General features: G+C 61.9%; 22 protein-coding genes and 2 tRNA genes. 11 read left to right on the forward strand and 13 right to left on the reverse strand.

Features of this window, described 5'->3' with window-relative positions:
- Positions 1-7 precede the first annotated feature (7 nt).
- Together JJ896_08910 and JJ896_08915 are read left to right on the forward strand one after the other, a co-directional pair.
- Complete coding sequence (locus JJ896_08910) at positions 8-709, forward strand: MotA/TolQ/ExbB proton channel family protein (protein ID MBO6779758.1); 702 nt, start codon at positions 8-10, stop codon at positions 707-709.
- A gap of 1 nt (position 710) precedes the next feature.
- Complete coding sequence (locus JJ896_08915) at positions 711-1,121, forward strand: biopolymer transporter ExbD (protein MBO6779759.1); 411 nt, start codon at positions 711-713, stop codon at positions 1,119-1,121.
- 53 nt (positions 1,122-1,174) lie between these two features.
- Here JJ896_08915 and JJ896_08920 read toward each other — a convergent pair whose 3' ends face one another.
- The 9 genes from JJ896_08920 to JJ896_08960 all read right to left on the reverse strand — a co-directional run bounded on the left by JJ896_08920 (position 1,175) and on the right by JJ896_08960 (position 13,711).
- On the reverse strand, positions 1,175-1,723 hold the full coding sequence (locus JJ896_08920) for a hypothetical protein (GenBank protein MBO6779760.1): 549 nt from the start codon (positions 1,721-1,723) through the stop codon (positions 1,175-1,177).
- Positions 1,720-2,688 (reverse strand): hypothetical protein, encoded by a 969-nt coding sequence (locus tag JJ896_08925; protein ID MBO6779761.1) that lies wholly within the window; start codon positions 2,686-2,688, stop codon positions 1,720-1,722. Before JJ896_08925 ends, JJ896_08920 begins: the two co-directional genes overlap by 4 nt.
- A 675-nt stretch (positions 2,689-3,363) precedes the next feature.
- Complete coding sequence (locus JJ896_08930) at positions 3,364-4,242, reverse strand: response regulator (protein MBO6779762.1); 879 nt, start codon at positions 4,240-4,242, stop codon at positions 3,364-3,366.
- 319 nt (positions 4,243-4,561) lie between these two features.
- Positions 4,562-5,695: a hypothetical protein gene (locus JJ896_08935; protein MBO6779763.1), complete on the reverse strand. Its 1,134-nt coding sequence runs from the start codon at positions 5,693-5,695 to the stop codon at positions 4,562-4,564.
- 178 nt (positions 5,696-5,873) lie between these two features.
- Entirely contained in the window at positions 5,874-6,620 is a 747-nt protein-coding gene (locus JJ896_08940) for a hypothetical protein (protein MBO6779764.1), read from the reverse strand.
- Positions 6,621-7,334: 714 nt separating this feature from the next.
- Positions 7,335-9,191 (reverse strand): T9SS type A sorting domain-containing protein, encoded by a 1,857-nt coding sequence (locus tag JJ896_08945; protein ID MBO6779765.1) that lies wholly within the window; start codon positions 9,189-9,191, stop codon positions 7,335-7,337.
- 249 nt (positions 9,192-9,440) lie between these two features.
- Positions 9,441-10,886, reverse strand: coding sequence for a YifB family Mg chelatase-like AAA ATPase (locus JJ896_08950; protein MBO6779766.1), 1,446 nt, complete (start codon positions 10,884-10,886; stop codon positions 9,441-9,443).
- Between the two features lie 45 nt (positions 10,887-10,931).
- Complete coding sequence (locus JJ896_08955) at positions 10,932-12,485, reverse strand: 4Fe-4S binding protein (protein MBO6779767.1); 1,554 nt, start codon at positions 12,483-12,485, stop codon at positions 10,932-10,934.
- Positions 12,482-13,711, reverse strand: a complete 1,230-nt coding sequence (locus JJ896_08960; protein MBO6779768.1) for an NAD(P)/FAD-dependent oxidoreductase — start codon at positions 13,709-13,711, stop codon at positions 12,482-12,484. Before JJ896_08960 ends, JJ896_08955 begins: the two co-directional genes overlap by 4 nt.
- A 97-nt stretch (positions 13,712-13,808) precedes the next feature.
- On the opposite strand from JJ896_08960, the gene JJ896_08965 reads away from it, so the two are divergent.
- The 6 genes from JJ896_08965 to JJ896_08990 all read left to right on the forward strand — a co-directional run bounded on the left by JJ896_08965 (position 13,809) and on the right by JJ896_08990 (position 18,774).
- Positions 13,809-14,681, forward strand: a complete 873-nt coding sequence (locus JJ896_08965) for an NAD(+)/NADH kinase (GenBank protein MBO6779769.1) — start codon at positions 13,809-13,811, stop codon at positions 14,679-14,681.
- Positions 14,682-15,357: 676 nt separating this feature from the next.
- Positions 15,358-15,430 (forward strand) — tRNA-Phe (locus JJ896_08970).
- 959 nt (positions 15,431-16,389) lie between these two features.
- On the forward strand, positions 16,390-16,845 hold the full coding sequence (locus JJ896_08975) for a helix-turn-helix transcriptional regulator (protein MBO6779770.1): 456 nt from the start codon (positions 16,390-16,392) through the stop codon (positions 16,843-16,845).
- Positions 16,846-17,485: 640 nt separating this feature from the next.
- Entirely contained in the window at positions 17,486-17,989 is a 504-nt protein-coding gene (locus JJ896_08980) for a hypothetical protein (GenBank protein MBO6779771.1), read from the forward strand.
- Positions 17,990-18,000: 11 nt separating this feature from the next.
- Positions 18,001-18,315 (forward strand): hypothetical protein, encoded by a 315-nt coding sequence (locus JJ896_08985; GenBank protein ID MBO6779772.1) that lies wholly within the window; start codon positions 18,001-18,003, stop codon positions 18,313-18,315.
- 384 nt (positions 18,316-18,699) lie between these two features.
- Positions 18,700-18,774: transfer RNA gene (locus tag JJ896_08990), tRNA-Asp, on the forward strand.
- 40 nt (positions 18,775-18,814) lie between these two features.
- Here JJ896_08990 and JJ896_08995 read toward each other — a convergent pair.
- Complete coding sequence (locus JJ896_08995; GenBank protein ID MBO6779773.1) at positions 18,815-19,792, reverse strand: N(4)-(beta-N-acetylglucosaminyl)-L-asparaginase; 978 nt, start codon at positions 19,790-19,792, stop codon at positions 18,815-18,817.
- Positions 19,792-20,520 (reverse strand): HAD family hydrolase, encoded by a 729-nt coding sequence (locus JJ896_09000; protein MBO6779774.1) that lies wholly within the window; start codon positions 20,518-20,520, stop codon positions 19,792-19,794. Before JJ896_09000 ends, JJ896_08995 begins: the two co-directional genes overlap by 1 nt.
- 65 nt (positions 20,521-20,585) lie before the next feature.
- Here JJ896_09000 and JJ896_09005 point away from each other — a divergent pair, with 65 nt between their 5' ends.
- Genes JJ896_09005 through JJ896_09015 form a run of 3 tightly spaced genes read left to right on the forward strand, consistent with a single transcriptional unit; the run spans position 20,586 to position 23,139 of the window.
- Positions 20,586-21,905 carry a Gfo/Idh/MocA family oxidoreductase gene (locus JJ896_09005; protein MBO6779775.1) on the forward strand — a complete coding sequence of 440 codons (1,320 nt, stop codon included), beginning with the start codon at positions 20,586-20,588 and terminating at the stop codon, positions 21,903-21,905.
- Between the two features lie 2 nt (positions 21,906-21,907).
- The gene (locus tag JJ896_09010) at positions 21,908-22,636 is read left to right on the forward strand and encodes a DUF1080 domain-containing protein (protein ID MBO6779776.1); all 729 of its coding nucleotides are present in this window, start codon (positions 21,908-21,910) and stop codon (positions 22,634-22,636) included.
- Positions 22,633-23,139, forward strand: coding sequence for a histidine phosphatase family protein (locus tag JJ896_09015; GenBank protein ID MBO6779777.1), 507 nt, complete (start codon positions 22,633-22,635; stop codon positions 23,137-23,139). The genes JJ896_09010 and JJ896_09015 overlap by 4 nt, the downstream gene beginning before the upstream one ends.
- Here the strand turns inward: JJ896_09015 and JJ896_09020 are convergent.
- Both JJ896_09020 and JJ896_09025 read right to left on the reverse strand, forming a co-directional pair.
- Positions 23,118-24,257, reverse strand: a complete 1,140-nt coding sequence (locus JJ896_09020; protein MBO6779778.1) for an exo-alpha-sialidase — start codon at positions 24,255-24,257, stop codon at positions 23,118-23,120. The genes JJ896_09015 and JJ896_09020 overlap by 22 nt on opposite strands.
- Positions 24,247-26,589 (reverse strand): DPP IV N-terminal domain-containing protein, encoded by a 2,343-nt coding sequence (locus JJ896_09025; GenBank protein ID MBO6779779.1) that lies wholly within the window; start codon positions 26,587-26,589, stop codon positions 24,247-24,249. Before JJ896_09025 ends, JJ896_09020 begins: the two co-directional genes overlap by 11 nt.
- Positions 26,590-26,657: the final 68 nt, after the last annotated feature.

The raw sequence follows: 26,657 nt of genomic DNA on the forward strand, positions 1-26,657 counted from the left end.
TGAATTCATGATCCTGACGTTTCTTCAGCAGGTCGCCGATTCCGCGGCCGTTGACTCCACCGGCGCCCTGACCGGCCCGGAAACCGCCTCCCGACTCGACGTCATTCTGCAGGGCGGATGGGTGCTGATCCCGATCGTCGTCCTGTCCGTGGTGACGATCATCATCTTCGTGGAGCGGCTCATCAAGCTGCGTCGAGCCTCAGGCGATCCCATCACCGTGATGGACCGCATCAAGGACTACGTGCGCACCGGCAACATCGAGGGCGCCAAGGCCTACTGCGAGGCGCAGGACACGCCGATCACACGCATCCTGAAGCACGGCCTCGAGCGCCTTGGGCGGCCGATCGTCGAGATCCAGGATGCCGTGAACGCCTCCGGAAAGCATGAAGCGTTTGAACTGGAGCGACGGACGGACCTCCTGGCGTCCATCGCCGGAATTGCGCCCATGCTGGGCTTCCTTGGCACCGTGACCGGAATGATCGAGGCCTTCCAGCAGATCCAGAACCTGCAGGGCAACGTGAATCCCAGTGTGCTGGCCGGCGGCATCTGGGAGGCACTTATCTCGACCGCGGCCGGCCTGGTGGTCGGCATCCTGGCGTTCTTTTTCTACAACCTGCTGCTGGGCCGCATCCGCCGTCAGGTGAACGACATGGAGCGCACCGCGACGGACTTCATCGACCTGCTCCAGGCACCCGCGCCGAGGCGATAGCATGGCAGGCATCGACTTTTCGACTGATCGCAAGCCGCTGATGAGCTTTGCGCAGGCCGGTCTCGCCGACATCGTGCTGCTGCTGCTCATCTTCTTCCTGCTTACTTCCAGTTTCATCCCGCAGTTCGGGATCCGGGTGAATCTTCCGGAGACCAGCGCGCAGGCCCCGAGTGACCCGGTCTACGTGAGCGTGGCCATCACGGCCGATGGGGCTTTCTACGTGGAGCAGAACCGTGTGCCGCGGGAGGGCCTCCTGGACGCCGTGCAGAACGCCGTGGGAGACCGGTCCGCCATGCTGATCCGCGCAGATCGCGATGCGACAGTGGATCAGTTCGCGACCGTGGCGAGCATTGCCCAGGCGTTGAACCTGAGGGTGCAGATGGCGAGCGAGCGGGCCGGGCGAAGGCGGTAGTGCGCTGGGGGCTCCGAGTGTCCTCCTTTTCCGACCAAGCGGGTGAGCCTGCTCTAGTTGGGCTCATCATGACCGCCCTCTCGCTGTCCGCGGATAAAGCCCGAGGCGGCTTCTAGACCCTTCCGAAGACTGGGCAGGTACGCATCGATGATGACGTGCTCCGAACTCACCTTCAAGATGACTGGAGTCTGGACAAAAGAGAGAGCCTCTTTGATCACATCCAGGCTATCGACAGCGTATGGCCCGGGGTAATTGGTGCCTGCAGCATAAATGTGGGCGAGATTCGTGTCGGTTGCCACAGTCAAGAAGGACGCTGGCAAGTCCGATCCATCGTCCACCGCCGCCATCGCGACGAGTATTTCGAATGCTCGGACGACGCAGGAACTGCAGTCGGCCGCGCTTGTCACGAGAAGCACACTGCCACCGGGTACGTCAAAATCATCGAGGACGTCGACTTTCCTACCCAAAATGCTCTCGAGCATTAAGGCCTCTCGTCGACTCTCCGTACCGGTTGCCGGCGATCCGGAATTCGCCTCACAGCCGCTCAGGTAAACTATGGACGCGAGAAGCAGAACAGAGCGCACCGACCGGGAGCCTCTCATTCCCCAGCTTCCAGTTCATACAGGTTGAGTGACCCCTCAACCGCGTCAAAGGCAAGAATATTGCCTGAGTCAACCGCGAAGGCAGAAATGTATGCGTCAGTTCCTGCCCGGGTCTTTAGCCTGATCAACCTTTCGATAGTTAGTGACCCTCGATCGATTTCCAGGATACTCTCTGGTCGTCCATTCTCCCCATAAAACAACAGATACGCACGGTCTCCCTCGATACCCCCTGCGCGAAAAAACATCCCCGCTCGGGTGCGATCATAGTTGTCTCGATATTCCGTCGTAATTGTTTCGACACGCTTTTTGAAGAGCTCATGCTCCGAGAGGTCGAGTGTCGCGCGATGTCTGCCTTCCTCATCAAACGATTCGACAATCGGTTGATAGCCGTAGGCCAGAATTATCGAGCCGTCAGAAGCCAATAGGGGGAGGCGGTCGTTCATTCTTCTACGCCGAGACTCCGTTGGGGCATCGTAACCTCCATTGGTCTCGGCGAAGGTGAACAGCAATTGGCCTCCAAGGTCGTAGAAGGAAGCTGCACCCTCTTCCTTTCGGGTGGACAGAAGCACACCGCGGGCGTCAGCTGCAAAACCAAAGGCGGTCACCGCTTCCGGAGCAGCGAACTCGGTCTCATACTCTCCCTGCCGACTGAAGACGTGGAAACGTCTTCCCCGCGAATCGTACGCAAGGACCCTATCGCCCGCGACAGCAACGCAGCCGGCCCCGTACACCTCGCCCGGGCCGGCTCCGGACCTACCGAAGGTTCGACTCACCTCCAGTCCATCTGCTTCCAGAATCAGAAATCGATGGTTGCTGTAGTCAGAGGCGTAAAATTGCCCTCCTGCCGCCGTCAGGCACGTTACGCTGGCGAGATAGGTGCCGTCCGACAGTTGATCTACTGTCGAAACCGGGGCTAAGCGGACGACTTCCGCTTCTTGTTCACCGCAGGCGCTGACACAAAGCACGACGGCGACAAGTCCCCACCAAGGTCCCCATTGAGCCCTTTTTACCACCTAAGCAACCGTCTTCTATTCGGGGTCAGCCTCGGGACACTGAACGACAAAGCCATCGCACATTACGAAGTCCGCAATCGCAAGGCATTCGTCGTCTCCATAACACCCGACTCCCGCGACGCCGGGGTCGCAGTCGGGGCAGCCGATGCAGCTAGCATACGCCTGACATGGCGCAGCCGCATTCGCCGGGGCGCCCGGCACGCCGAAAAAGCAAAGTGCAACCGCAAACCCGAGGGTCTTTATTGTTCTTGGAATTAGATAAGTCATTCGAGTTTCCCATTGGTTGTTCGCTAGACACATTCGGAATCGCATTCGAGCACGTAGTCGTCGCAGAGAATGCTCTCGTTTTGGGTTTGGCACATGTACAAGGCGATGCACGAGATCGGGATGCCGCATGCGCAGGACAATCCACACTGAACTTCAGCCGCATCTAGTGCGCGTGGCTGAGCAAATGCCATCGCGATCGCAACTACAAGTGTGCAGATCGCAGCTTTGACGTATCGCATTATTACCTCCTGTCCAAGCGATGGTTGGTTTGCATCAGGCCATGCGGCCCGATGTCCCTCCAAATCTAGATTTGGTGCAAAAGCGGAGACTGCCATTCCTGCAGGATTTGTCTGCGGATAATCACACGGACGTTTTTGCGCTAGTCTGCGGTGCCTCCCCATCCGGGGAATCCGGACGAAAAAGGGACACCCATGCGGAAGTCAGGAGCGATTCCACGCCTTCCGAAGCGCAGAAACACTTTCGAAAGCCCGTCCATGCTGCCGCTTCGGAGAGCGGCATGCCTGTCTCCTCAACCAGCAGGCGCGCGCCTCGAACGCGATGGTAGCTGAGGTACCTGCGAGGTGTCATCCCCGCGTATCGCTTGAATCGACTCGGCAAACTTCGGCCATCTGCTCTGAACCCCGAGATCAATCCCCCGATGGTGAGGTCCTCATCCCAGACTCTCGTGTTTATCGCAGTCAGTAGTTCCCTGACATCACCGGGCCAAGTGTCCTGAGACATCAAGAGCTTGGTTTGTGCGTATGCGGAAAGGACCTCGGCTGCTGCCGGACTCCGAGTCCCCCCGGCCGGTTCGCCAACATACTCCCGCAAGGCACTGCCGACCGATGGATAACACCGGCCCATGAACCAGCACTCTTCCCGTTGAACGGCGTCAATCGCTATCAATAGGTTGCCGAGGGGTTCGTCTTTGAGCATATACCCGGCAGCTCCGCTTTCTAAAGCCCCCCGAACCAGGGCTCTCTCTTTGAATCCGCTGTATGGAAGGACCTTGACTCGTTGTTCTAGTCCAGACAGTTGTTGGATCAGTTCGATGCCACATGGTTCGGGCATCGACATGTCGAGAATGATCAACTTCGGCCTAAGAGCTTGCGCCAATCGCATTGTCTCAAGACCATCCTTGGCTTCACCCACCACGGTAATGCCTTGCGCAGCCCCCAGAACGCCGCGAAGTGCTTGCCGCATGAGAGGGTGGTCATCAGCGACTAGAATCTCAATCATTTTGGCACATGGACCGGGAGGGTCGAGAACTTGCACCCGGTGGCGGGGTGCCACTACATGAGTACCCGACTGTTGGGTACCCGCCTGGAAGCTTGGCTCTTCCAGGGGCAAGCGCAATAAGGTGAAACGACTATTCTGGATCTGCCGCCAGGAGGCTTCCTGCTCCGGGAAACTGCAACCCTCACCCCAAGATGCCCTCGCCGCAGCCACAGCCTTCCGGGCAGTGTCGCATGCAAGGCCAGCGAGCGGGCCGGGCGAAGAGTTTCCGATGCGGGCCTGCGGTGGCTGAGCCGCCTACCTTCGACCAGTCCGGCCCAACTCACTCGACGACGCGCACCACACGCACCTTGGGATGCTCGGATTCGTCAATCAGATAGAACCTCCCGTTGTGGTAGCCTCGCGCCTCGATGGGAGCCTGAATCCCGGCGTAGTCGGGAAACTCCTCATGCGGAAAGACCAGCGTCTTCGCGACCACTTTGGCAATGGGGTCGAATACCTCTGCGACGATCCTTCGCGACTCGCCGATCCTGAGGAGGGAGAAGCTCCAGACAAGTCCGTCATCAGCCACGTGGAGGCCAATACTTTGGCTGTGAATGACCCCGGCCGAGTCTCCGAATCGAGACCGGAACATTACGGCCGAGTTTGGTGATGTCCTAGGGGCGACTAGTTCGAACGGCTCGCCTCGCTCCGCGCCCAATATGAGCTCTGGGGTTGCCCACCCGCCTGAAGGGTTTCGGACAAACATGTGGAGGCGTTCTGGAGAAAAGAACGGAGCGAAGAAGAGCGTGTCCGGCCCGGCCATGTCGAATGAGCCCGCATTTGCGGACTGCATGGTCCTGGTGAACAGATCTGACGAGATCCCAAGCGAGTCCGCGTTACCGAAGGAGCCGACGAAATTGAGGTCCTCGTCGAACTCCCGAAAAAGGTCCTGATCAGTTTCGTTATAGGGCTCGGGACCAGTCAGAAACAGGTATCCCTTTCCGGGCACATGAGCAACCTGTTTTGGGGTTTCCAGCTGCGTCCGGTTCATCCTCGCGGTCAGCGGGTCGCCAGAACTCAGCCTTGTGAACCTGCCGAAGACCTTGTCCGCGACAAGAACCTCCGTCCTCGACAGGGCAACCATACTGGTAATGTGACTGAACTCACCGGGAGCCGAGCCGCGACTGCCCAACGTGCGAAGGTGTTCTCCGTCTGACGAAAAAGACCGGATCTCGGAGCTAAGGTGGTCCGCTACAAATAACGTCCCGTCTCCCGCGACGGAAATCGTTCGGATGTCGCTGAACAGGTCTGCGTCGAGCGACGAGTCGTGCTTCCCTACGACTACTTCGGTAGCAAACCTCGCCTCGGTCTGGGACCAGACCACTCCCGGTGCGCCGCTGCGCAAAACAGCGAGGATGGCCAATGCCCAGAGGCTCGCGGGCACATCTCCTCGACCGAGCGTCGCACTAGCCACTTCTGAAGCGGTGGGTTGGGAACGTCGAGAGTGCGATGACCGTGATTCGGGGCCTCATACTTGGGCGGGAGATGGTGGAAGCGCAACGATCGCAAACTCCTGCATCTAGCGCGGCGGGGCAATGAGGTAGAATGACTATTCGAGCCGAGAGCCAACGCCACACAGCGCAGAGGACGGCCTAGTTCTCGATAGCAGTCCAATCAAAGTCTGAGATTCCGCTGGCGCCCGCGAGGTCGCGCGGCTCAAGAAGCTGAGCTAGGCTCCCCGTGTCCACGTCGTAGATCATGAGCACGGCCTCCTCGGCATCGTAGTCGGAGAGGCGGGAGCGATCGAACACCAGGGCACCGTTTGGGCCCCAGCGCGGTCTCCGGTCGAGGACCTCGTCGCCGGAGCGCGACACGAAATAAGCGTTCCCGTCGAGGTCGCTAACTCCGATTCTGACATTCGTTCCGGGCGCCTCCCATACCTCGAACGCGAGAAGTCGCCTGCCTGGGTTCCAGGCCGGGTAGAAAAGGCCACCCGCGCTGCCCGACAGACTGTCTGTCAGCGATCCCGTCGGGATGATTCCCATGATGTCTCCGCTCGCGTCGAGCAGGTGAAGGCGACTGAAGGTGGCGTCGTCCTCGTAGTTGCCTGCCACGAGGGTATCGACCCCGATGGCTGCAGTAACAATGATCGCCGCATCTCCGATTACGGCCACGGAGCTATCGGCCAGCGAGTAGAATTTCTGCACGGGCCGCCCACTCACGCCCACCCGCTGCATGAAATAGAACCCGTCTTCTTTATCAGTCCAGACGACGGTCTCCATCTCCGGCAGCAGCGGCCCGAGATCTCTTGTTCTAATCGGAGAAACCGACCCGGCCGCCAGGTCGGCCAGCATCGCCTGGCCTGCGTAGTCGACACCGTCCATTCCAGCGAAAACCACCATTCTCCCGGAAGGAGAAACTTTGCTCCCTCGGAAGGAGCCATTGGCGGGCGATATGGCTCTTGCGGTCGTGAGCGAATCAAATGGTGCGACGCGAATCGACAAGCGGCCCGAAGTGTCGCGAACACTATAGGTTGCCATGCCCGGGCCTTCCGGGGTGGGTGCAATGCTTTCCTCCAGTTGCCTGTCGCCGCTGTTGGCGTCGCATCCGGTCGAAAGTGGGAGCAGGAAGAGAAGTGCAAGGCGCCAGGCTGCCCCAAGTGCACCTCGGTAGACAGCCTTATTCGACCACATGCCGCGACCGGGCAGGAAGTCGCGAGAGTCCGCCCCTTCTCCGACAACCGGAGGTCGGCCGATCAAGGCGACCCTCGAGCTCCTGAGTTCTTGCGTCGTAGGCTTCGTGTGCTCCGCGATTCCTAGGCACACGTCACCTCGCATATGTTTTGGTTGGGACGACCCGCTATCGGACAACTGTTACTAGCCTAGGGACATGTCTCCCGCCTACAACAGGGCGCACCTTTAGGTCCCGGGTGCGGAGCCTCAGGCGTCCCAGTTGAGAGAGTGTACACCGTCGGTCAGGGTCCCGGATGCGAGCGTCATCACCTCGCGTCCCAGCATGTCGAATACGGTCACGGAGACCCTTTCGGCCCTAGATAGCTCGAATTCAATTGCGGTCGAACTCCGGAAGGGGGTGGAGAAAGCAATCGGCCTGGATCAACGCTGGACTACCAGCCCGACCGCGCATTGGTAAACTGACTGATGGCTCAGTCGAACAAAGTAGAGTCCGGCTGCGAGCGAATAGGCGTCGAGAACCAGAATGTGCTCGAGGTCTCCACCGAGGCGATTTAGGCCCATATCGTGTTTGCGTCCAAGCACGTCCCAGACCTCGAGCTCTCCGCCAGCGGCTGGCGCCGCGAGATGCACAGTAATGGAGGTGTGTCCATCGGTGGGGTTGGGGGCCGGCGGCTGGATCTTGCATGCCGACCGAGGCCCGCTCGGCAGCCCATCCGAAGCAAGTGGGCCATGGTATTCGTAGGCACCCAAGTCAACTCCCGCCCCCTTGATTCGCTCTACGCCCGCGAGGTCGAAAGGCAGTTGCTCGTCGACCAGTTCGTCGTTGTCGAGGTCAGTGATGTCAGTGCCGATGAGTGCTGTGTTGCCCGCATCAACTCCGGGAGAATCGGCCGCGAGACGTAGCCCAAACTGGTCGGGCTCAGCCGAGGGCGCGAAGCGCGGGGACTGATCGAGGATGTTCGAACCCGTCGCGCCAGCCGGGAGGCCTCCTTGAACCAAGCTACTTTGCACGACAAGACTAGATGCGTCTCGAACGACCACTCCGTTGCTGGGCCCCTCGTGCCCCCAGATAATGCTGTTGGCAATCCGAACATTGGAGGTAGATACCATTAGGGCGTGAGCGTTGACGCCTATGTTGTCGACAACCGTTGCTTGCGTCAGGTCCAGCCCTGCCTGCTCGATCACGCCGATAGCTCCAGGTCTCTCGCGGTTTGGCACGACGATTTCGTTGTCCTTGAACAAGCTGTTGTGAACCGCGGCTGACGTCATTTCAACAAGGAGACCCGCCGAGCCCTCGCTCCCGGATTCGTTGCCAACAAATCTGGCGTTGACCATCGCGATTGCATGAAAAGCGTGCCAGTCACCGCCCCCGGTCAAACATGCACCGCCCCCTGTGTCCTCGGAGGCGTTTCCGCGGAAGAACACATCGGTGAGCTGAGCCATGAATGGGAAAGCAAGTCCAGGCTGGCTCGGAACTTGTAGCCAAAGACCACCACCGCACCCTCCGGTCCTGTTGTCTGCGACGGTGACCCGGCGAAACTCTACGGGGTTGGGGGGGGCGGGAGCTTCGAGCGCATTGAAGCTCACTGCGATGCCGCCGCCCACTCCCCGACGCCCGACCCCGGATCTGTTCTCCCGTACAGTTGAATCCCTCAAATCGAGCGTGCCAAAGGCAGCGATACCCCCTCCCCAGCCCCCCGCGTAGTTGCGTTCTACGGTGACCCGCACCAGCGAGGCGTGGGCTCCGGATTCGATCCTTATACCGCCCCCGTCACCCGGCTGCGCCACGGCCCTTCCGCCAGTGACTGTAACACCATCCAAGGTAGGTGCCTCCGTCCGGAACGAGCTCGACACCACGACCACGTTGTTCGAGTTGTCCTCAGTGAACGTATCCCCTACAGTTAGGGTGTCAGGGTCGTTTCCGGCCAGGTCCCCTGAGAGTATGGTCGGGTGGGCTTGCCAGTCACGTTCCTCTCGCGACGATTCGCTCCCACTGAAACCTCCATAGACGGCGATCGGCACAGCCAGGTCGAATGAAGCCGATCTGTCACCTACCGTGACAAGTGCCCCGACATCGGGCGTATACACCCCCTCGGCAACCCAAACTTCGGTTCCAGCTCGCCCCACCAGGAGAGCGTCCCGCAACGAGACATAAGCATCCGCCCACGAGGAACCGTCATTTGTTCCGTTGGCGTCGGCATCCACAAAAATCACGGTCTGCCCCTGACTCGGGCTGGCCGCAACGACCAGCAGCAGCACCACGATCCGAATGTACATACTCTCCCTCCTCGGACGTACTGGCGAATGATTTCGAGGAAGCCGTTCTATCGGCTCCAACAAGGTGAGACTCTCCACGCTGAGTGCAATAAGGCGAAACGACTATTCGACTCGCACCTAGACGCCAATCGGGCGGCAGCTCAGTGCCCTCCCGTAAAGCGCTGGAAGTAGGGCCACGGCTCTACACTTCATGAGACCATTCTAGCTCGGACGTCCAGCGGAGGCAACGAGATGACTGGAAAGCCCCCCTCACCCGCGAAACTGCAACGCCTCCCCAAGATGCTCGCGTCGCAGCTCCCGGCTCCACGCCAGATCCGCGATGGACCGCGCCACACGGAGCACTCGCGTCAACCCGCGTGCCGATAGCCCGCCCTTGGTCACCGCCGCCTCCAACATTTCCGCACATGGCCCGGACAGCTCCGCCAGAGCCGGAATTTTTGCGCCGTACGTCCCCTTGAACGCCCGCGCCTCCAGCACCCGCTCGCGCACCTGAGCACTGCTGTCCCCGCTGGGCCCACCGAAATCGCCAAACCGGACGGCCGGCACCTCCACAATCAGGTCCATGCGGTCCAGCAGCGGTCCGCTGACCCTCTGGCGATAACGCGATACCACCAGCGGATCACAGAGGCAGCGTTCGGGGTCCCCTGCATGCCCGCAGGGACAGGGATTCATGCTTGCGACCAGCATGAACGTGGCTGGAAAAGTCACCGAGTACCGCACGCGACGGATATGCACGTACCCCTCCTCCAACGGCTGACGCAGGCTTTCGATGGCGTCCCGGCGAAATTCGGGAAACTCGTCCAGGAACAGCACCCCGCGGCTGGCCAGGGACACTTCGCCGGGCTGAGGAGGATTCCCGCCCCCGATCAGGCCGGCCCGCGAAATGGAATGATGCGGTGCCCGGAAGGGGCGCTGCTCTCCCGGCGCCGGCAAACCGGCTACGGAGTGCACCCGCAGCACCTCCAGACGCTCCTCAGGATCGCATGGCGGAAGCAGCCCCGGAAGCCTGCGTGCGAGCATGGTCTTGCCGGACCCTGGCGGCCCCGTCAGCAGAATGTGATGTCCTCCCACGGCAGCGATCTCCAGAGCCCGCTTGCACATGACCTGGCCCCGTACGTCGTGCAGATCCGCACGGGACTCATCGGCATCGGCCGCACCCACGGCTGCCTCTGCGCCCCCCGTGCGCTCCAGCACCACACCCAGCGCCTCGGCCAGCCCACGCGCACCAAAAGCACGCACGCGCGCCACCTGTCGGGCTTCTGCAAGGTTCTCCACTGCCACAACGATGCGTTGCTCGCGATCAGCCGCCATTTCTGCGATGGGCAGAATGCCCCGGACCGGCCGCAGCCGCCCGTCCAGCGCCAACTCACCGGCCAACACACACCCTGCAAGCGCGTGCCTAAGCTCTTCAGCCTCCTCATCAGCCGCCATCAACCCGAGTGCCAGCGGTAGATCAAAAGACGCACCCTCCTTGCGGAGGTCCGCCGGGGCCATGGAGACGGTGATGGTACCGCGCGGCACCTTGAACCCCGAGGACCGCATCGCACTCAACACCCGCTCACGGCTCTCGCGCACGGTCGCCTGCGGCAGTCCGACCACGGCATAGCCCGGCAGCCCGCTGCGGATGTGCGTTTCAATTTCCACCGGCACGGCGTCCACTCCGACCACCGCCCCACTCCAGACAGAGGAGAGCATCGCCTTTTGGGAGTAGAGGCACGAAGCCTCACATCCGCAACGCGCCTACTTCCAGCTCACGCTCGCCGCCCAGTCTTCCTCCAGCACATCCACTTCGTCCGAGGTGATCAGTACCGGCCCGTTGTAACGCCCATCGCGCGAGGAATTCTCCAGTTTCAGCACGCCGCGGGGGCATACGCTTGCGCACATGCCGCAGCCCACGCAGGAGGCCCGGATGATGTTCTGACCACGCTGCGCGTACCAGCGCACGTCGATGCCCATCTCGCAATAGGTCGTGCAGTTGCCGCAGGAGATGCACTGTCCGCCGTTCGTGGTGATGCGAAAGCGGGAGTAGAAGCGCTGGAGAATGCCCAGAATCGCAGCCTGGGGACAGCCGTACCTGCACCAAACACGCGCGCCCATGAGCGGGTAGAAGCCGACGCCGATCACGCCCGCCCACACCGACCCGAACAGGAAACCGTACACCCGGGCATAGGAGCCCGAGAAGGAACCCAGAAGCCCTCCTTCCATCGCCGAGTTCGCCCACAGAAGCACGGTCCCCACGGTCACGATCACGAGCACACCGTGGATCATCCACCGCTCGATCTGCCAGGAGCGCACGCTGGAATCCGCCAGATGCCGGTACGGATCACCGGCGGTCTCAGCCAAACAGCCACAGCCGCATACCCAGGAGCAGTACCAGCGCTTGCCGAAGAAATAGGTGAGCACCGGCACACCGACAATGGCCACAACCGCACCCCAAATCACCATGAACCGACCCAGCCTGCCGGGATGGTTCCAGATCCAGCCGTTCCCGAAGTCGCCGGGCCACAGGTATTCAGGCTTCAGCGGCCAGAAATACGAGAAGTAGAACTCTGGCTCATTAAAGAGCACCAGCATCTGCGGGATGATGTACGCCAGCACACCCTGCGCCAGAATCACGCTCACCGTACGCCACTTCTGATAGCGGTCGTGCCGGTAGCGATACAGCGCGCGAATGCCCATCACCAGTACGGCCAGGCTGTACAGCGTGCCGTACATGAACCACTGATCGGCCGCCTGCCCACGCATGACGTAGCTGAGCGGGTCCATGGTGCGGATCAGACCTTCCAGCGTACCCGGAAACCAGTACAGCAGCACGTAGAACCCGGTCAGCACCACGGCGGCGACCCACGCCACTGCCCCACGGGACAGCATCGGAGTAAAGAAGGTGTCGTGATTGCGGATGCCTGCCGGCCCATGACCATAGCGGGCACGGGCGATGAGCACCGTGCCGACACACACCGCTCCGGTGGTTAGCCAGAATAGAATCTCGGCTGGAATGGCCTGATTGAGGCCAATCAGCGTCAAGACGCCGAGCGCCAGACCGCCAAACACCAGTCCCTTGCCCCAGCGCGACCCGGATAGCGGGTCACCCGTAGGGCGGTCGGCTATTGCCGCTGCGGCGCCCAAAAGGCAGATCGCCGCGACCAGCGTCGAGCCCCCGTTGAACGGCCAGACGCCGAACACGAACACTAGAATCAGCAGCACCGCGAACGCCGTCAGCACGGCCGGCACGCGCCAGCGTGCCTCCGGGGGGCCCGAGGCCATGGCGAACGTGGGGTCCAGACGATCACTCATGCCGTCACCTTCAGCGCCTGAGAGAATTCAGGATCGAACAGGCATCGATCGAAGTCTGCGAGCACCTCATCGAGGCGCGCCCTGGTGCGTAACCAGTGGCTCCAGACGTTTTGTCGCAGGCGTACGCCCAGACCGTTTACGCCTTTCACCACCCCTCTCGAGCTGGCGATGCGCACCAGCCGATGGCCGTCTGAAATGATGTGCTGCTCCGGTTCGTCGGGGCCGATCACCCCGTAGGTCTGGTATTCCAGGTCGAAGAATTTGGCCGAGTTGAAAAAGAGCGGCGGTCGGTACGCCGCAGGTTCACCAAGCAGTCCTGCGGCCACCTGCCGCCCGTGACTGCGGCCGGTGTACCACAACTGTTCCACGGCCTTTCGCCCCGGAAGTGGGTCCCGAAACTCGGCGCAATCCCCTGCCGCAAACACATGGGGCGCAGACGTTTGGAACGATCTATCAACGAAGATTCCACGCCCTGTCTCGAGCCCCGAGGCCTCCGCGAGGTCGGTGCGCGGAGACACGCCCACTGCGAGGCCCACAAATCCAGCCGGCAGTGTGCGACCGTCCTTCATGCGCACGGATTCGGCACGGTGCCCATCGCCCGTGTGGATGGATTCCAACTCGGCACCGAGCTCCAGATCCACGTCATGCGCGCGGATGGCCTGCTCCACCACCTCGGACTCCTGCGGGCAGAAGATGTAGTCCATGTAGCGCTGCTCCCGGACCAGGAAGGTGGTGTGGATGCCCCGGGAGGCCAGCATCTCAGCCATCTCAACGCCGATCAGCCCGCCGCCCACCACCGCGGCGTGCTCCACGTCCACGGTCGAGGCGGCCATGCGGGTCAGATCGTCGAGCGAATAGAGCCCCTGCACCCCAGCGGCGTGCTCTCCCGGCCAGCCAAATCGGTTGGGCTTGGAGCCTGTCGCCAGGAGCAGCCGGTCGTACCGGATGCGCTCCCCCGAGGCCAGATGCAGTTCCTGTGCTTCGGCATCGACTCGTGTCGCGTGGTCGCGCACCAACTGGATCCGGTTGCGGGACCAGAAATCGTCCGGGTATGGCTTGGTGTCTTCGTACCGCAGATCGCCCATGTAGATGTACATGAGCGCTGTGCGCGCGTAGTGGTAATCGGACTCGCCGGAGACGATGGTGATGGCATGGTCCGACCGCTTGCGCACCATGCGAGCGGCCGTTACACCGGTGATCCCGTTTCCGACAATGACGATGTGCATGCAGGCAGTCTAACCCTCCCCGTTCCGGCCGACAACCGGTCCGTGCGATTCGCCCGCGGGGTGTTACCGGGGTAGGCAATATCCGTATGTTTCGGCCATGGTATTCGGGATCACGGGAAACACGTCCAAGGGGCTCATCTGGGAGCCCATCGCCCGCCTCGTCCGCTATCTGAAAGAGACCGACAGGTACTATCGCATCCACGACGACATCGCCCGTGGATTGGTGGAGCGGGATCTGATCGAGGTCGATGACGCAAATGTTGCTGGGGCCGCACCCCTGGCGTCCGCCTGCACGGTAGTCTTGTCCTTTGGAGGTGACGGGACGCTGCTAAACACCGCGCACGAAATCGGAAACCGCGAAACGCCCGTGCTGGGGGTGAATCTGGGCCGCCTGGGTTTTCTCGCCAGTCTCGAGGAAGGCGACCTGGAGCCGGCCATCCACAACCTGGAGGCCGGCAATTACAAGGTGGAGAAGCGCATGGTGCTCGAGGCGCACTGCGACGGCCTTGAACTCCCCTTTCAATGGGCGCTGAACGAGTTCGTGATCCAGCGTCCGGGGGATCGATCACTGCTGGCCATCGACGTCAAGGTCGATGACACCCGACTGAACACCTACTGGTCCGATGGGCTGATCATGGCCACGCCAACCGGATCGACGGCATACAACCTGGCGGCGGGCGGCCCCATTGTCGTGCCGACCAGCCAGACCATCATCATGACGCCTCTCGCTGCACACACACTGACGGTCCGTCCGGTGGTGTTGCCCGGCGGAGTGACCATCGAGGCGAGCGTGCTGGACGGCGAGCCGTTTGTCTTCATGAGCGATGGGCGGAGTACCATGATCGAGGATGGACGGGTGCATCTGAGCATTCGAAGGGCAAAGCACACCGTGAACCTTATCCAGATGCCCGAGCATCACTTCTTTCGCACGCTGAGGACGAAGCTGATGTGGGGGGCGCGTAAAGGGTAGGAGGCGTTTGAGGTGTGCGGCGGCGCGGGCGGGCTCGACGACGGCAAACATGGAAACACGGCCCTGTTTTACACCCGGGCGTCATCGCAAACCCGCCCATTGTGGAAACGGGCCCCGGTTTTCCACTCAGCTCCCATCGTTAGCGTCCCATACGTGGAATCAGGCCCCGATTTTCCGATCGGGCTGGACGGGCTCCGGGTCCGAGCGCGGCCGCGAGCCGACGCGGGGCGGCCGGGGGCGGCCGGGCACTTCACCGCGGCCCGGGCTCGACGACGGCAAACATGGAATCACCCCCCTGTTTTACACCCGGGCGTCATCGCAAACCCGCGCATTGTGGAAACGGGCCCCGGTTTTCCACTCAGTTGCCGTCGCTAACGCCCCAAACGTGGAATTCGGCCTCGATTTTCCGATCCCGGCCGGAGAGCGGCCTGCGGCCGGGGCCCATACGCGTGGCGGGCCGACTTTGGAAGGCGCGCCAGGCCCGCACACGCCAGGCCGCCCGCACACGCCGGGCCGCACGGACGCGCCAGGGCCCGGACGCGCCAGACAGCACGCGCACGCCGCCCCGCCCAACGGCCACGCCTGGCACCCCCCACCCCCCGCCATTCGATTTAGGCGTGAAGGACCGGCCGGCGCTTTGGCAACCCGGAACACCTCTGTATATTCGCGGCCCTGCGGTCAGGTAGCTCAGTTGGTAGAGCACTGGACTGAAAATCCAGGTGTCGGCGGTTCAAATCCGTCCCTGACCACTACGCATTTTCGGAAATCGGCCATTTTGACCCCTTAGAGGCCGATTTTAGAGCGCCCCCCGAAATACTGCCCATAAAACAGCCCATAAACTGGCTGGATCCTCGCCTCGGAGCCCCCGCTTCGGGGCGTTTCTGTCTGAGGCAGTCGGGGCATCAGAAAGTTATCCTCAGAGAGAATTTTTTAGCCGCTAATGACGTGCCATTGAGTGCGCATTAGATTCAGTACTTGTCCCCTTCAGTCCACACGAATCCTGTCCCGTCGAAGTTGTCGACTACACGTCCGCGTGCAAGGGTCGGTATGGATAGACCGTCGAGTCCGAAGCGGGCTTCAGGCGATCAGGTCTTCAGCCCAGCGGCCTCAAGAAAGTGGCCGACGGAAGCGAGCTGAATGCCCCCCGCGAGCACTCTCGGGGAGCGGCACCGCGGCCTCTCCTCGGCGCCTGTGTTGGCGCTGATGGAGGCCACTGTCGACCAGCGTATGTGCGACAGGTTCGACTTGGTGGCGAGCTGCTCACCGGGCGGCATTCTGGTGCCGGGAATCGGGGCCGGGTTCTCCTCCAACTGGATGGTCGACCGCTGCGTCAAGGAGGCGAGTGCGGCAGCCAGAACGATGGAGTTCGCCCCGACAAGCGCTCGATCTCTTCGGCAAGTTCGGTTTGCTCGTCGGTCAGCTCACGTGCGACTTTGGGAGTTGAGTAGACGGACCGAATCGACGGCCTCTTTCGTGGAGGCGAAGTCGGCCCGAAGGCTCAACGCCTCGCCTTCGAGCTGGCAGATAGCTGACCGAGTTCAATGTTGGCTAGCATTCCGATTTCCCGGGCCCTCGTTTGGCCACCGCGGGGGAGATTCAGCTCGGAAATGCGCTCATAAGAGGTGTGCATCGCCGGAGAGGCTGAATTGGTTTCGACCGCGCAACTAGCGTAGTCACAGGAGTCACGAAAACCTGAAGTAGTCCCCAAATGTCAAGTACAAAGTCACAAACTGGATCGCCCAAGACGCGCCACCTGGACGACGTCATAAACCAGAAGACCACGCTTGGAGGAAGGCTCCGGCACGCGCGGGAGTCTCAGGGCATCATTCAGCAGGACATGGCCGACGAGCTTGGCATGTCGAAGCGTCACTACATACGCCACGAGAAGGATCAGGTCGTTCCGTCTCGCACTACCGTGGAGAAGATCGCCAATATGACCAAGGTTGGCGTTGAGTGGCTCCTCCATGGCGTGGGCAGCATGTCGGAAGTGGCTTCGCCGGAGATTTCCGACTTGGTGACATCGGTGTCACTTACATACCGGGCAGGCGGCAAGCGGATGGATGTCGCGCCGGGCGAGAAGGGCCTCTACGTGAGCAGCAAGAACCGAATCATCGTGGAGAACGCGTCTGGTATGACCATTTTGCGATTCGATCCCTCGGAATAGGAGTCCGGGCGAAAGCTACTCAACACTATGTGGGACCAACGGTCGAGGTTGACATGTGATGCCAGAGCCCGGTTCTTGGGTGATCATGGACGCGATGAGTGGCTTCCGTTTGGCGACCTGCAGGCCTCCCTCTATCCCAACTGCTGCCTTCCAAACACTCCTCAAACTCCGTGGCTACGGATGAAGCACCGGGGCCGGACCCAGCAGGAAGCGGCCGCTTCCCCGGGCATCTCCAAGCGGCACTACATCCGGTACTAAAGGATCAGCTGCTACCGTCGGTCGGATCCGTCGAGCGCCTTTGCGCCTATCTGTAAACGTCCATCGACTAGGTCCTTGACGGCACAGGCGACACAACGACCATGGCAGTTCAGCGGACTGGCTGCGGCCACGGTGTGACTACACCATGTCCGCACGAATAGTGGTTTCGTGTAGAAACTCGTCCGGGCCGATGCTCGGAACGGCCGCACCTGACAGCTCTTGGAGATCGTCAACATCGGTGGGAATTGCCTATTGACTGGCCGGGAGTAGTTCGCTAGTGTCGGCTTCGAGAATGCCCATGACCGCGCAAGGCAGCAATTGCTAATCTCGCCTCGGCGATTGGATCAGGTTGCCGCTGTAGCACCATTCCCGCAACTGTCTAATGCCAATTGGCGTTCAGATTGCCCTGTTTTCTTGGTTTGTTGAGCCCTGGTTCCGGGCCACAGTTGCGATGGCGGGGCTGCTGGTTGCTATCTACGGTGCTTACCAAGCCTATCAAGCTAGGTCCACAGCCGGAGAGGCCCGCGATTCTGTGAGGCGAGCAATCACCGTGAAGGATTTGCGTCAAACTGTAGATGGCATTGGTAGAATCAAGGACCTCTATTACGAGCAGTCTCTCTCGCTGCTTCAGGGAGAACTGCGGGACATCAGGTTCGCCATTATCGACATTAGAGAAAAACACCTCTCTCTCTCGCCGGAGTCCCGAAAGACGCTCGGGAGGGCCATCCTCACATTCCGAAAGCTCCAGAACCATGTGGAGGCGGCGAGATTGGCAGACGATAAAACCGTTCTGGTTGAGGAATCGGTGGACTTCTTGAATGAGCAAGCGGAGACGCTGATTGGCTTGGCAGCAAAACTCGAGGCCGCCAATTCCCCAAATACCTAGTCCTGGAGAAAATGTCGGATCGACTTATCACGTTGTTGTCCCGCCTGAATCTGGCGACCGAGCAGGGCGACCTCAACTGGGAGGAGCTACCCGGAGAGGAATTCTCCGCAACGTTTTCTGGCTACGCGGTCGGAATTGAGCAGGGTGCCCTCGGCTACGTACTTACGATCTATGATGACGATGGGAATATCGTAGAGTCTGTCGCTGGGAAAGACAGTATCTTCCGAGACTTGTTTAGGGCTGCACGCCGAGTGGCTCGGGGAATCGACGAAGCGCTGAACAGCATCCTGTCACAACTGCCAAATGATGACGAGCTTCCGTTTTGAACTTACGGGCGCCGGCTCACGCTACGCGGCAAGACTGGCGATGTAGACTAAGCCGTTTCCGGGATCTCCCACTGGCTCACGCTTTGAGACTTGCGGATGGCTCAGCGGCTTGATTGTTTGCTGCTGCACCAGCGGGGAGCTGTTTCCATCATTGATCTTAGCCCGATACACGGTGTGTACACGTGGCTGACGCGGACACGACGCGGGTAGAACTGGAAGTCTCCGCGAACCGCAGCACCGGTGTATTTCCATCGAAGAGGTCTCGTAGTCGTCTTAGGGCCGTTTGCTTGCCGGGACCCCGAGTAGGCTCCATCATTTCTCCAAGTTTGAGAATTGAACTGCGTAGCCGATCCGAGGTATACTTGGCGCTCTTGACCGATTTCCGGTCCGGTAGTTCAGTTTGGTTAGAACGCTGGCCTGTCACGCCAGAGGTCGCGGGTTCGAGTCCCGTCCGGACCGCAAGAAAGCCTCTCAGATTCGTCTGGGGGGCTTTTTTCGTTTACCCCAGCGCGCTGCCCGAGTCCATCAGCACATTGTCGTGCGATGGGCTCTGCACGGCAAAATTGAATCCAGGTGCTATGCAGTACGCGCCGTAATCGCCGGCGGTGTTCAGCGCCAGGAAACCGACCTGGATCTCCCGCCAGTCCGGGTTCTTCTCGATGACCCGCTCAACGGCCAGCTCGCAGGCCCGCTGCGGCGAATGTCCCTGTCGCATGAGCTCGACCACCAGAAAACACCCTACCGAGCGGATGACGGCCTCTCCCCATCCGGTTGAGGTCGCCCCACCTACGGCGCCGTCCACGTAGAGACCTGCGCCGATAATGGGCGAGTCCCCCACACGGCCGTGATACTTGTACGCCGCTCCGCTGGTGGTACAGGCACCGGCGAGTCGCCCCTGACGATCCAGGGTCAGCATGCCGATGGTATCGTGGTTCTCCACGTTGATCGGCGGCCGCTCCGGGCCCTGCTCCGCCTGCCACTCCCGCCACGCCACCTCAGACTCCGGAGTGAGCAGGTTCTCCCGCTCGAATCCGTTGGCGACGGCAAACTCCTGCGCGCCGGCCCCGACCAGCATGACGTGCGGCGTGCGCTCCATGACCTGTCGAGCCACCGAAATGGGGTGCTTGATCTCCTGAAGGAATGCCACCGAACCGCATCGCCCGTCATGATCCATGATGCAGGCGTCCAGCGTAACGTTGCCGTCCCGGTCAGGTGCACCTCCGTAACCCACGGTGGTGACGGTCGGATCGGCTTCGGGGACGCGCACGCCCGCCTCCACAGCATCCAGTGCAGACGCACCGTCCATGAGCATTGGCCACGCTGCCGCATTGGCATCCTGGCCGTGGTTCCACGTGGCAATCGCCACCGGGCCTTCGGAGGCCGCCTGCACGCAGGCAGGCACGACTGCCGTCGCCGCGCCCCCCACCGCCGCGGTTTTCAGAAACTCTCGGCGGGAACGGGGACGCAAAGCTGCCATCAGGCGGGTTCTTCTTGGGTTTCCGGAACGGCGGACTCCGATTCGAGAGGATCATCCTCCGGGCAGAGCACGCCGAGCAAGTCTGACGTGGTCTTGAGAATCAGGCCTGCGCCACGGCGACGCAACTCATCTTCCTTACCGAAGCCGCACAACACGCCGACCGACTGCGCCCCTGCGGCGACCGCGGTGCGCATATCGACCGTAGTATCTCCGATCATCAGGCACTGCTCGGGCGACACGCCCATGGCCTTGGCCGCGTGAAATAGCGGATCCGGAAACGGCTTCATCCTGGGTGTGGTCTGCGCCGTTACCACGCACGTAAAGTGATCACGCACCTGGTAGTGCTCAAGAAAGGCCTCTACCCGAGGTCCACTGCCCGTGGAAATCGTGCTCATGGGATACCGCTTCACGAGGATATCCAGCATTTCCTTCACGTCGGGCACCATGGCGTGCGGCTCGTGGTCATCCGGAAGGGGCTCGTTGGTGCCCTTGATCGAAGCCAGCGTGCCGTCCAGCCCCATGCGATCGAGCCACCCGTAGGCCGCGTTCACCGGCGACTCGGCGCCCATCACTATCTGTCGCGCCACCCGGGCGGCGCGACGCGCACTCATAAGCGGAACCCTCTGAAGAATGTTGGCAACGCGCGCGACGGCGTAGTCGTCGGTATCGGCAAGGGTACCGTCTACGTCAAAGCACAGCGCTTTGACGCGGGACAAATCAATAGACATAAATCCTGCAAAACAATGAAATAGTGCCCTTTATTAAGGATATCGCCGCCATTCGTTCCGGAATCATGCCCCTTACCCGCCGCCGTTTTGCCGCGCTCGCAGCTGCATCGCCCGTTTTCTTCACCTTCCCGGAAGGCCTGACAGCCCGAGGGAAACGCTCCCGCGGTCCATCCGACACGCTCAACTTTGGAGCGATCGGCATTCGGGGCATGGGCAATACCAATACGCGGTCCCTGCTCCGACACGACGGGGTGCGCTGCCTGGCGCTTTGCGACGTGGATCGCGGCGTGCTGGAATCGCGCGGCCGCGAAGTCGAAGAAGCCACGGGGCATCGGCCGGCCCTCTATGACGATTATCGCAGCCTGCTGGAGCACCCGGATCTGGACTTTGTGGTAATCGGCACGCCCGATCACTGGCATCCGATCATGACACTGGATGCGGTCGATGCCGGTCTGCACGCCTACGTGGAAAAGCCGCTCGCCAACTCCATTGGCGAGGCCGACGTCACGCACGCGGGAGTACGTCGGTCCGGGAAACTGGTGCAGGTCGGTCAGTGGCAGCGCAGCAGTCCGCACTGGCAGGACGCGATGGCCTTTGTGCATTCGGGCGCGCTTGGCAACATCCGCACCGTCAAGACATGGGCCTACCAGGGCTGGATGAAGCCGGTGCCGGTGGTGCAGGACTCCGCCGTGCCGATGGGCGTGAACTACGATGCCTGGCTGGGGCCGGCAGCGGAGCGCCCCTTCAACGCAAACCGCTTCCACTTCAATTTCCGCTGGTTCTGGGACTACGCGGGAGGACTCATGACGGACTGGGGGGTGCACATCCTGGACTTTGCCCTGCTCGGCATGAACGCGGGATTCCCCCGCTCCGTCATGGCTTCCGGCGGCAAGTTTGCCTATCCGGACGATGCGTCCGAAACCCCCGATACCCTGCAGGCAGTCTTCGAGTTTGACGGTTTCACGATGCTATGGGAGCACGCCACGGGCATCGACCTCGGGCCGTATCGCCGCACCCACGGCGTGGCCTTCATCGGCAACAATGGCACGCTGGTGGTTGACCGGGGCGGCTGGGAGGTCATCCCTGAAGAGGAGGACGATGCGCCACTGGTCCAGGTGCCCGCCATCGCCGAATACGAAGGCAGCGACATCGACCGGCACACGGGCAACTTTCTGTCGGCCATTCGCGAGTCCACACCGCTGGCCGCGGACATCGGTGTCGGCCACCATGTGGCGGTTGTCGCCCACATGGGCAACGTGGCCTTCAAGACCGGGCGAAAGGTCCACTGGGATCGGGACGCCTGGCAGTTCCGAAATGACGAAGAAGCCAATCGACTGAAAGCCGGTATCCCGTATCGCGACGGCTACGTGCTGCCTAGTTTCTGACTATGAAGTACCTCTTGCCGATCCTCTTCCTCACACTGATTCCCATGAGCGCTTGTGCGCAGTCCAATTGGCCGCCCGAACTGACCGAAACCTGGGAGCCGGAACCCGCCGTGGTTACACCTGGCGCGGGCACGGCGGCTCCCTCGGACGCCATCGTGCTCCTTGGTGACCATGCGGACGCCTGGCAATCCCTGAACGGCGATCCGGTCGGCTGGAGCATGGAAAACGGCGTGCTGACGGTGGTGGCCGGCACCGGCGACATCCGCACCAGGCAGACATTCGGCTCGATCCAGCTCCACATGGAGTGGCGCTCACCCACCGAAATCCAGGGCGATGGCCAGGGACGCGGCAACAGCGGCGTGTTCTTCCAGGAGCGGTATGAGGTGCAGATCCTGGATTCGTTCGAGAACCGCACGTACTCCAACGGCCAGGCGGGCTCGGTGTACAAACAGTACCTCCCCCTGGTCAACGCCATGCGCCCGCCAGGCGAGTGGCAGACCTACGACATCTTCTTCACCGCGCCGGTCTTCTCTGACGATGGCGCTGTGGTGCGCCCGGCGTTCCTGACGGTGATCCACAACGGAGTCCTGATCCAGAACCACGTGGAGCTGCGCGGGCCGACCGTCTACCGCGGACTGCCCGAGTACGAGGCACACGGCGACGGATCGGTCCGCCTTCAGGATCACGGCAATCCGGTTTCATTCCGCAATATCTGGGTACGCGAGCTATGACCCGATCCCTCCTGCTCCTTCTCATGCTGGCGCTTGCCGCACCCGTGGCCGCCCAGAACGTGGTCCTGCTCCGGCACGCGGAAAAAGCGGACGATGGGACCTCAGACCCGCCACTGACGGCCTTCGGTGAGGCTCGGGCACACGCCCTGATAGGCGTGCTCAAGGCTTCCGGCCTGACTGCCACGGTCACGTCCGGCTTCCAGCGCACCGTGCAGACCGCCGGCCCGGCCGCGGCCTACTTCGGAGCTACCGAAGTAGTGGTCGGTGTCTCGGAAGGCATGCAGGCGCACCTGGAGGCCACGGCAGACACCGTGCGCAGCTTTGGTCCCGATGCGGTGGTGCTGGTGTCCGGCCACTCCAACACCATCCCGCGCATCATTCATGCGTTGGGCGGACCCGAGCTGCCGGACCTCAACGAGGCGGAATACGACCTGCTCTACTTCATGGACCTGAACGCAGACGAGCCCGAACTGCGGCGCATTTACTGGCGGCCGGTGGAGTAGCCGGCCAGTTCCTCCGCCGTGAGCCGGATGGATACGATGTAGGGCGGCAAGCCCTCGCCCCAGTGTCCGTAGGTCGTGGTGACCACGTCTCCGTTCGGCAGCACCTCCACGCCCGGGTAGGTCGAGTCCCAGGGGTTGGTATTGTCCATGAGCCGGAGGCGCGTCCCCGCGGGCTCCTGCGCATGCAGGTCCTCGTAAGAACCTATCCAGGAGAGCCAGTCTCCGCGCGTGGTTTCGTCCGTGCCCATGTCTCGGAACACCACCAGCAGGGATCCGTCGGTCAGGTAGCGCAGGGTGTGCCGATCTCCGGTCAGCGCCTCCGGCAGGAGCTGCGGCTCGGACCACGTTTGGCCCTCGTCCTGAGAGAAGCTGACGAAGCTGCGGCCGGACGCACGGCTGTTTTCCCGGAGCAGCATCGCCAGTTCGTCGCCGTCCGGGCTGCGCACCACGCCGGGCTCGCACAGGTCCAGGTCCGGATGCGTGAGGATCTCCCTCGGCGCGGACCATGTCAGGCCGCCATCGTCCGAGGCGGTCGTGTACACCCTGAACTGCCCGGCCTCGCCTCCTTCCGCAAAGAATCGGCCGTCGTCATGGAAGAAGGCCATATACGAGCCGTCTTTGAGCCGCTCCACCGATGACATGGCCACGATGCCGCCGAAGTCGCCGATCGGCTCCAGAGCCGACCAGTACCCGCCATCGTCCTCCGAAACCGCCATGCGGATCGGGTAAAGGCCCGAAAACATGATGACACGGCGCACGCCGTTCGGATCGACGACCCTATAGAGCGTGGGCACCTCCTGGGAGGTGCTCCAGTTGTCCGGCACCGGCAGCCGATCCGACCACGTGCGGCCGGCGTCATGCGAGCGGCGATAGACCACCGCGCCGCGGCCGTGGCCCTCCGGATACGCCAGAAGCATGGTGCGGCCGTCCTCCAGCAGCACCGTCGAGGGATGCCCCAGGTACTGCGCCGTGTCCTGGTCCACGACCGAGCGGCGGTCCGTGTCCGCCGTGAGGTCGATTTCAGGCACGCCGTAGCGGGTAGGCAGCTCGGGCGGCCCAGCGCAGGCGGCGAGCAGGACGAGGGCCGGCAGCCACCCCATCGCCCGCCTAGTCGTCATCCGCCGGCAGGTTGAAGTTGACGTTGTTGCGATAGTCCCCCAGCAGGTGCTCGGCGAAGTAGTACCACGTCATGCGGGTGAAGTAAGGCGTCATGCTGCCGAAACCATGGCGCTGACCAGGCAGCAGCATGAAATCGAACCGTTTGCCGGCCTTCACAAGCTCGTTCACCAGGCGCATGGTATTGGCCGGGTGCACGTTGCTGTCGATGTCCCCGTGCACCAGAAGCAGATGCCCTTCCAGGTTGCCCGCGAGCGCCTGATTGGTCTCTACCGGACCCTCGAAATACTCCTCCTCGACCTCGATTTCTTCCTCCTCACCGTCCTCGTTCGTGATGGTTTCCTTCTTCTTGCGGGTCTTTGATTCGACGCCGTTGTGCACCTCACCCCACCAGATGTTGTACACGTTGTTGTCGTGGTTGCCGGCTGAAGACACCGCCGCGGTGTAGAAGTCGGGGTAGGTCAGCAGCGCCGCCGTCGACATGAACCCGCCTCCGGAGTGGCCGAAAATGCCCACCTTGCCGAGGTCGATCCAGTCGTGACGTGCTCCCAGCTGCTCGAGGCCGTACTTGTTGTCGGCCAGCGCATAGTCCCGCAGATCGCCGTAGCCGTAGTTGTGGTAGTGTTTGCTCCTGCGTGGACTGCCCCCACGGTTTCCAAACGCGACCACCACGAAGCCCACCTGCGCCAGCGGCATCTGGCGGCCGGAGAACGAGAAACCGATGGGCCACGGCTCGGTCTGGGGCCCGGGATAGACGTACGAGATGATGGGGTACTTCTCGGCCGGATCGAAATCGAACGGCTTCCACATCACGCCATAGAGATCCGTGTGGCCGTCAGCCGCCTTGACGGAGAAGTACTCAGGGGCCTGCCAGCCGGCCTCCTCGGCCTGGCTCAAGTCGGTCTCTTCCAGCTCCAGCACCACGGCGCCTCGACGGTCGCGCAGCACACTGCGGGGCGCCGCATCCACCCGCGAGATGGTGTCCACCCAGAAGTCGTGGTTGTCGCTCATCGAGAACGAGTGGTTGGCGTCCTCCGGGCTGATGCGCTGCATGCCCGAGCCGTCAAAATTGACCCGGTATTTCTGTGAGAAGTAGGGGTTCACACCCTCCTCCCTGCCGAAACCCTCGAAATAGATGACCTGCGCCGTGGTGTCGACGCGGTGCACGCCGCCGACCACGAAGTAGCCGTCTGTGACCCGGTTCATCAGGTTGCCCTCGCCATCGTACCGGTACAGCTGATTCCACCCCGTGCGCTCCGAGGTCCAGATGAACTCCTCGCCCTCGTTGACGACCACGAGGTCCATGTAGCGCGTGTTGTGGTATGGCTCGCTCGTTTCTGACCACAGGACCTCCACCTCACCCGTGGTGGTGTTGGCTTTGCACACGTCCACGTGCGCCCAGGTGCGGTCCCTGCGCAGGAAGTAGAGGTAGTCGGAGGTTTCGGTCTCGAAGAAGCCACCGCGGTTGAAGTACGCGCCCCCAAGCGACTGGTCCTTCCACTTGTCGGTGTCCAGCTTCAGGCCCTCCTTGCTCTCGACATCGAACACCCACACCTCGTCCTGAGGCACATTCTCCTCGCCGGGCATCGGATACTTGTAGCTCTCCAGCGTTGGGCGCTTGCCGAGCGAGTTGATCACCCACAGGTCGCCGACCTCCCGGCGGTCCTGACGACGCACGTACAGCTTCTCCTCGTCCTCGAACCAGTTCGCCCGGCTGCGCAGGCGTTTGGTCGATGTGGTGTCCGAGTCACTGGCCTGGTACGAGTACCACTTCTCGCCGTCCTCCGTGAGCTGATACTCGGTCGAGTCCGGATCGCCGCTCCGCATCAGATACAGGTTGTGATTGCGCGCGAACGCAATCCACGTGGAGTCCGGACTGTAGGTGGCCCATCCCAGGCGCTCCTCCGCATCGATCGAATCCCCAGCCACCAGATCGCGGGTTTCAAACCGGTATTCGAAGCCTATCGAGTCGACGTGGAAGGTGAAGAGCCCCTTGTCCACGTCATACTCGAAGTCATCAAGATCCAGGTCCAGCGCGTTGAATGGACGCTCGAAGTGCTCCGTCAGCTCGGCTGCGAGGGCATCCCGATCGAAGAGCTCCCGCTTCTGCCTGCGGGGCGCATCGACCATATACCAGTTCGTGCCTTCCGGCGTCTCGTACTGGTACCAGAAGCGGCTTTCGTCCTCGATCCAGCGGGGAAAGACAGACGTGGATCCGACCATCTTGTCCATGCGCTCCTGCGTGAAGCGCTCGGCGAGGTCGAAGTTGGCCTGCGCCTGGGCGACAGTGGCAAAAACCAGGGGCAGTATCAGGAGGGGAAGGGCTCGCTTCATGACTCTATCTTGGCGGTGACGCCCCGGCACCTTCCGGGACTGAACCCGGAGCATACACCCCCCACACC

The sequence above is a fragment of the Rhodothermales bacterium genome (assembly GCA_017643395.1).
GTDB lineage: Bacteria > Bacteroidota > Rhodothermia > Rhodothermales > UBA10348 > JABDJZ01.

Bases quoted from the DNA above. Each gene is read 5' to 3' on its own strand.
- JJ896_09010 (MBO6779776.1), top strand. From the start codon at position 21,908: ATGAAGTACCTCTTGCCGATCCTCTTCCTCACACTGATTCCCATGAGC.
- JJ896_08985 (MBO6779772.1), top strand. From the start codon at position 18,001: ATGTCGGATCGACTTATCACGTTGTTGTCCCGCCTGAATCTGGCGACC.
- JJ896_08960 (MBO6779768.1), bottom strand. From the start codon at position 13,711: ATGCACATCGTCATTGTCGGAAACGGGATCACCGGTGTAACGGCCGCT.
- JJ896_08920 (MBO6779760.1), bottom strand. From the start codon at position 1,723: ATGAGAGGCTCCCGGTCGGTGCGCTCTGTTCTGCTTCTCGCGTCCATA.
- JJ896_08955 (MBO6779767.1), bottom strand. From the start codon at position 12,485: ATGAGTGATCGTCTGGACCCCACGTTCGCCATGGCCTCGGGCCCCCCG.
- JJ896_09000 (MBO6779774.1), bottom strand. From the start codon at position 20,520: ATGTCTATTGATTTGTCCCGCGTCAAAGCGCTGTGCTTTGACGTAGAC.
- JJ896_09005 (MBO6779775.1), top strand. From the start codon at position 20,586: ATGCCCCTTACCCGCCGCCGTTTTGCCGCGCTCGCAGCTGCATCGCCC.
- JJ896_08995 (MBO6779773.1), bottom strand. From the start codon at position 19,792: ATGGCAGCTTTGCGTCCCCGTTCCCGCCGAGAGTTTCTGAAAACCGCG.
- JJ896_08980 (MBO6779771.1), top strand. From the start codon at position 17,486: ATGCCAATTGGCGTTCAGATTGCCCTGTTTTCTTGGTTTGTTGAGCCC.
- JJ896_09020 (MBO6779778.1), bottom strand. From the start codon at position 24,257: ATGACGACTAGGCGGGCGATGGGGTGGCTGCCGGCCCTCGTCCTGCTC.
- JJ896_08945 (MBO6779765.1), bottom strand. From the start codon at position 9,191: ATGTACATTCGGATCGTGGTGCTGCTGCTGGTCGTTGCGGCCAGCCCG.
- JJ896_08965 (MBO6779769.1), top strand. From the start codon at position 13,809: ATGGTATTCGGGATCACGGGAAACACGTCCAAGGGGCTCATCTGGGAG.
- JJ896_08975 (MBO6779770.1), top strand. From the start codon at position 16,390: ATGTCAAGTACAAAGTCACAAACTGGATCGCCCAAGACGCGCCACCTG.
- JJ896_08910 (MBO6779758.1), top strand. From the start codon at position 8: ATGATCCTGACGTTTCTTCAGCAGGTCGCCGATTCCGCGGCCGTTGAC.
- JJ896_08915 (MBO6779759.1), top strand. From the start codon at position 711: ATGGCAGGCATCGACTTTTCGACTGATCGCAAGCCGCTGATGAGCTTT.
- JJ896_08950 (MBO6779766.1), bottom strand. From the start codon at position 10,886: ATGCTCTCCTCTGTCTGGAGTGGGGCGGTGGTCGGAGTGGACGCCGTG.
- JJ896_09015 (MBO6779777.1), top strand. From the start codon at position 22,633: ATGACCCGATCCCTCCTGCTCCTTCTCATGCTGGCGCTTGCCGCACCC.
- JJ896_09025 (MBO6779779.1), bottom strand. From the start codon at position 26,589: ATGAAGCGAGCCCTTCCCCTCCTGATACTGCCCCTGGTTTTTGCCACT.
- JJ896_08930 (MBO6779762.1), bottom strand. From the start codon at position 4,242: ATGATTGAGATTCTAGTCGCTGATGACCACCCTCTCATGCGGCAAGCA.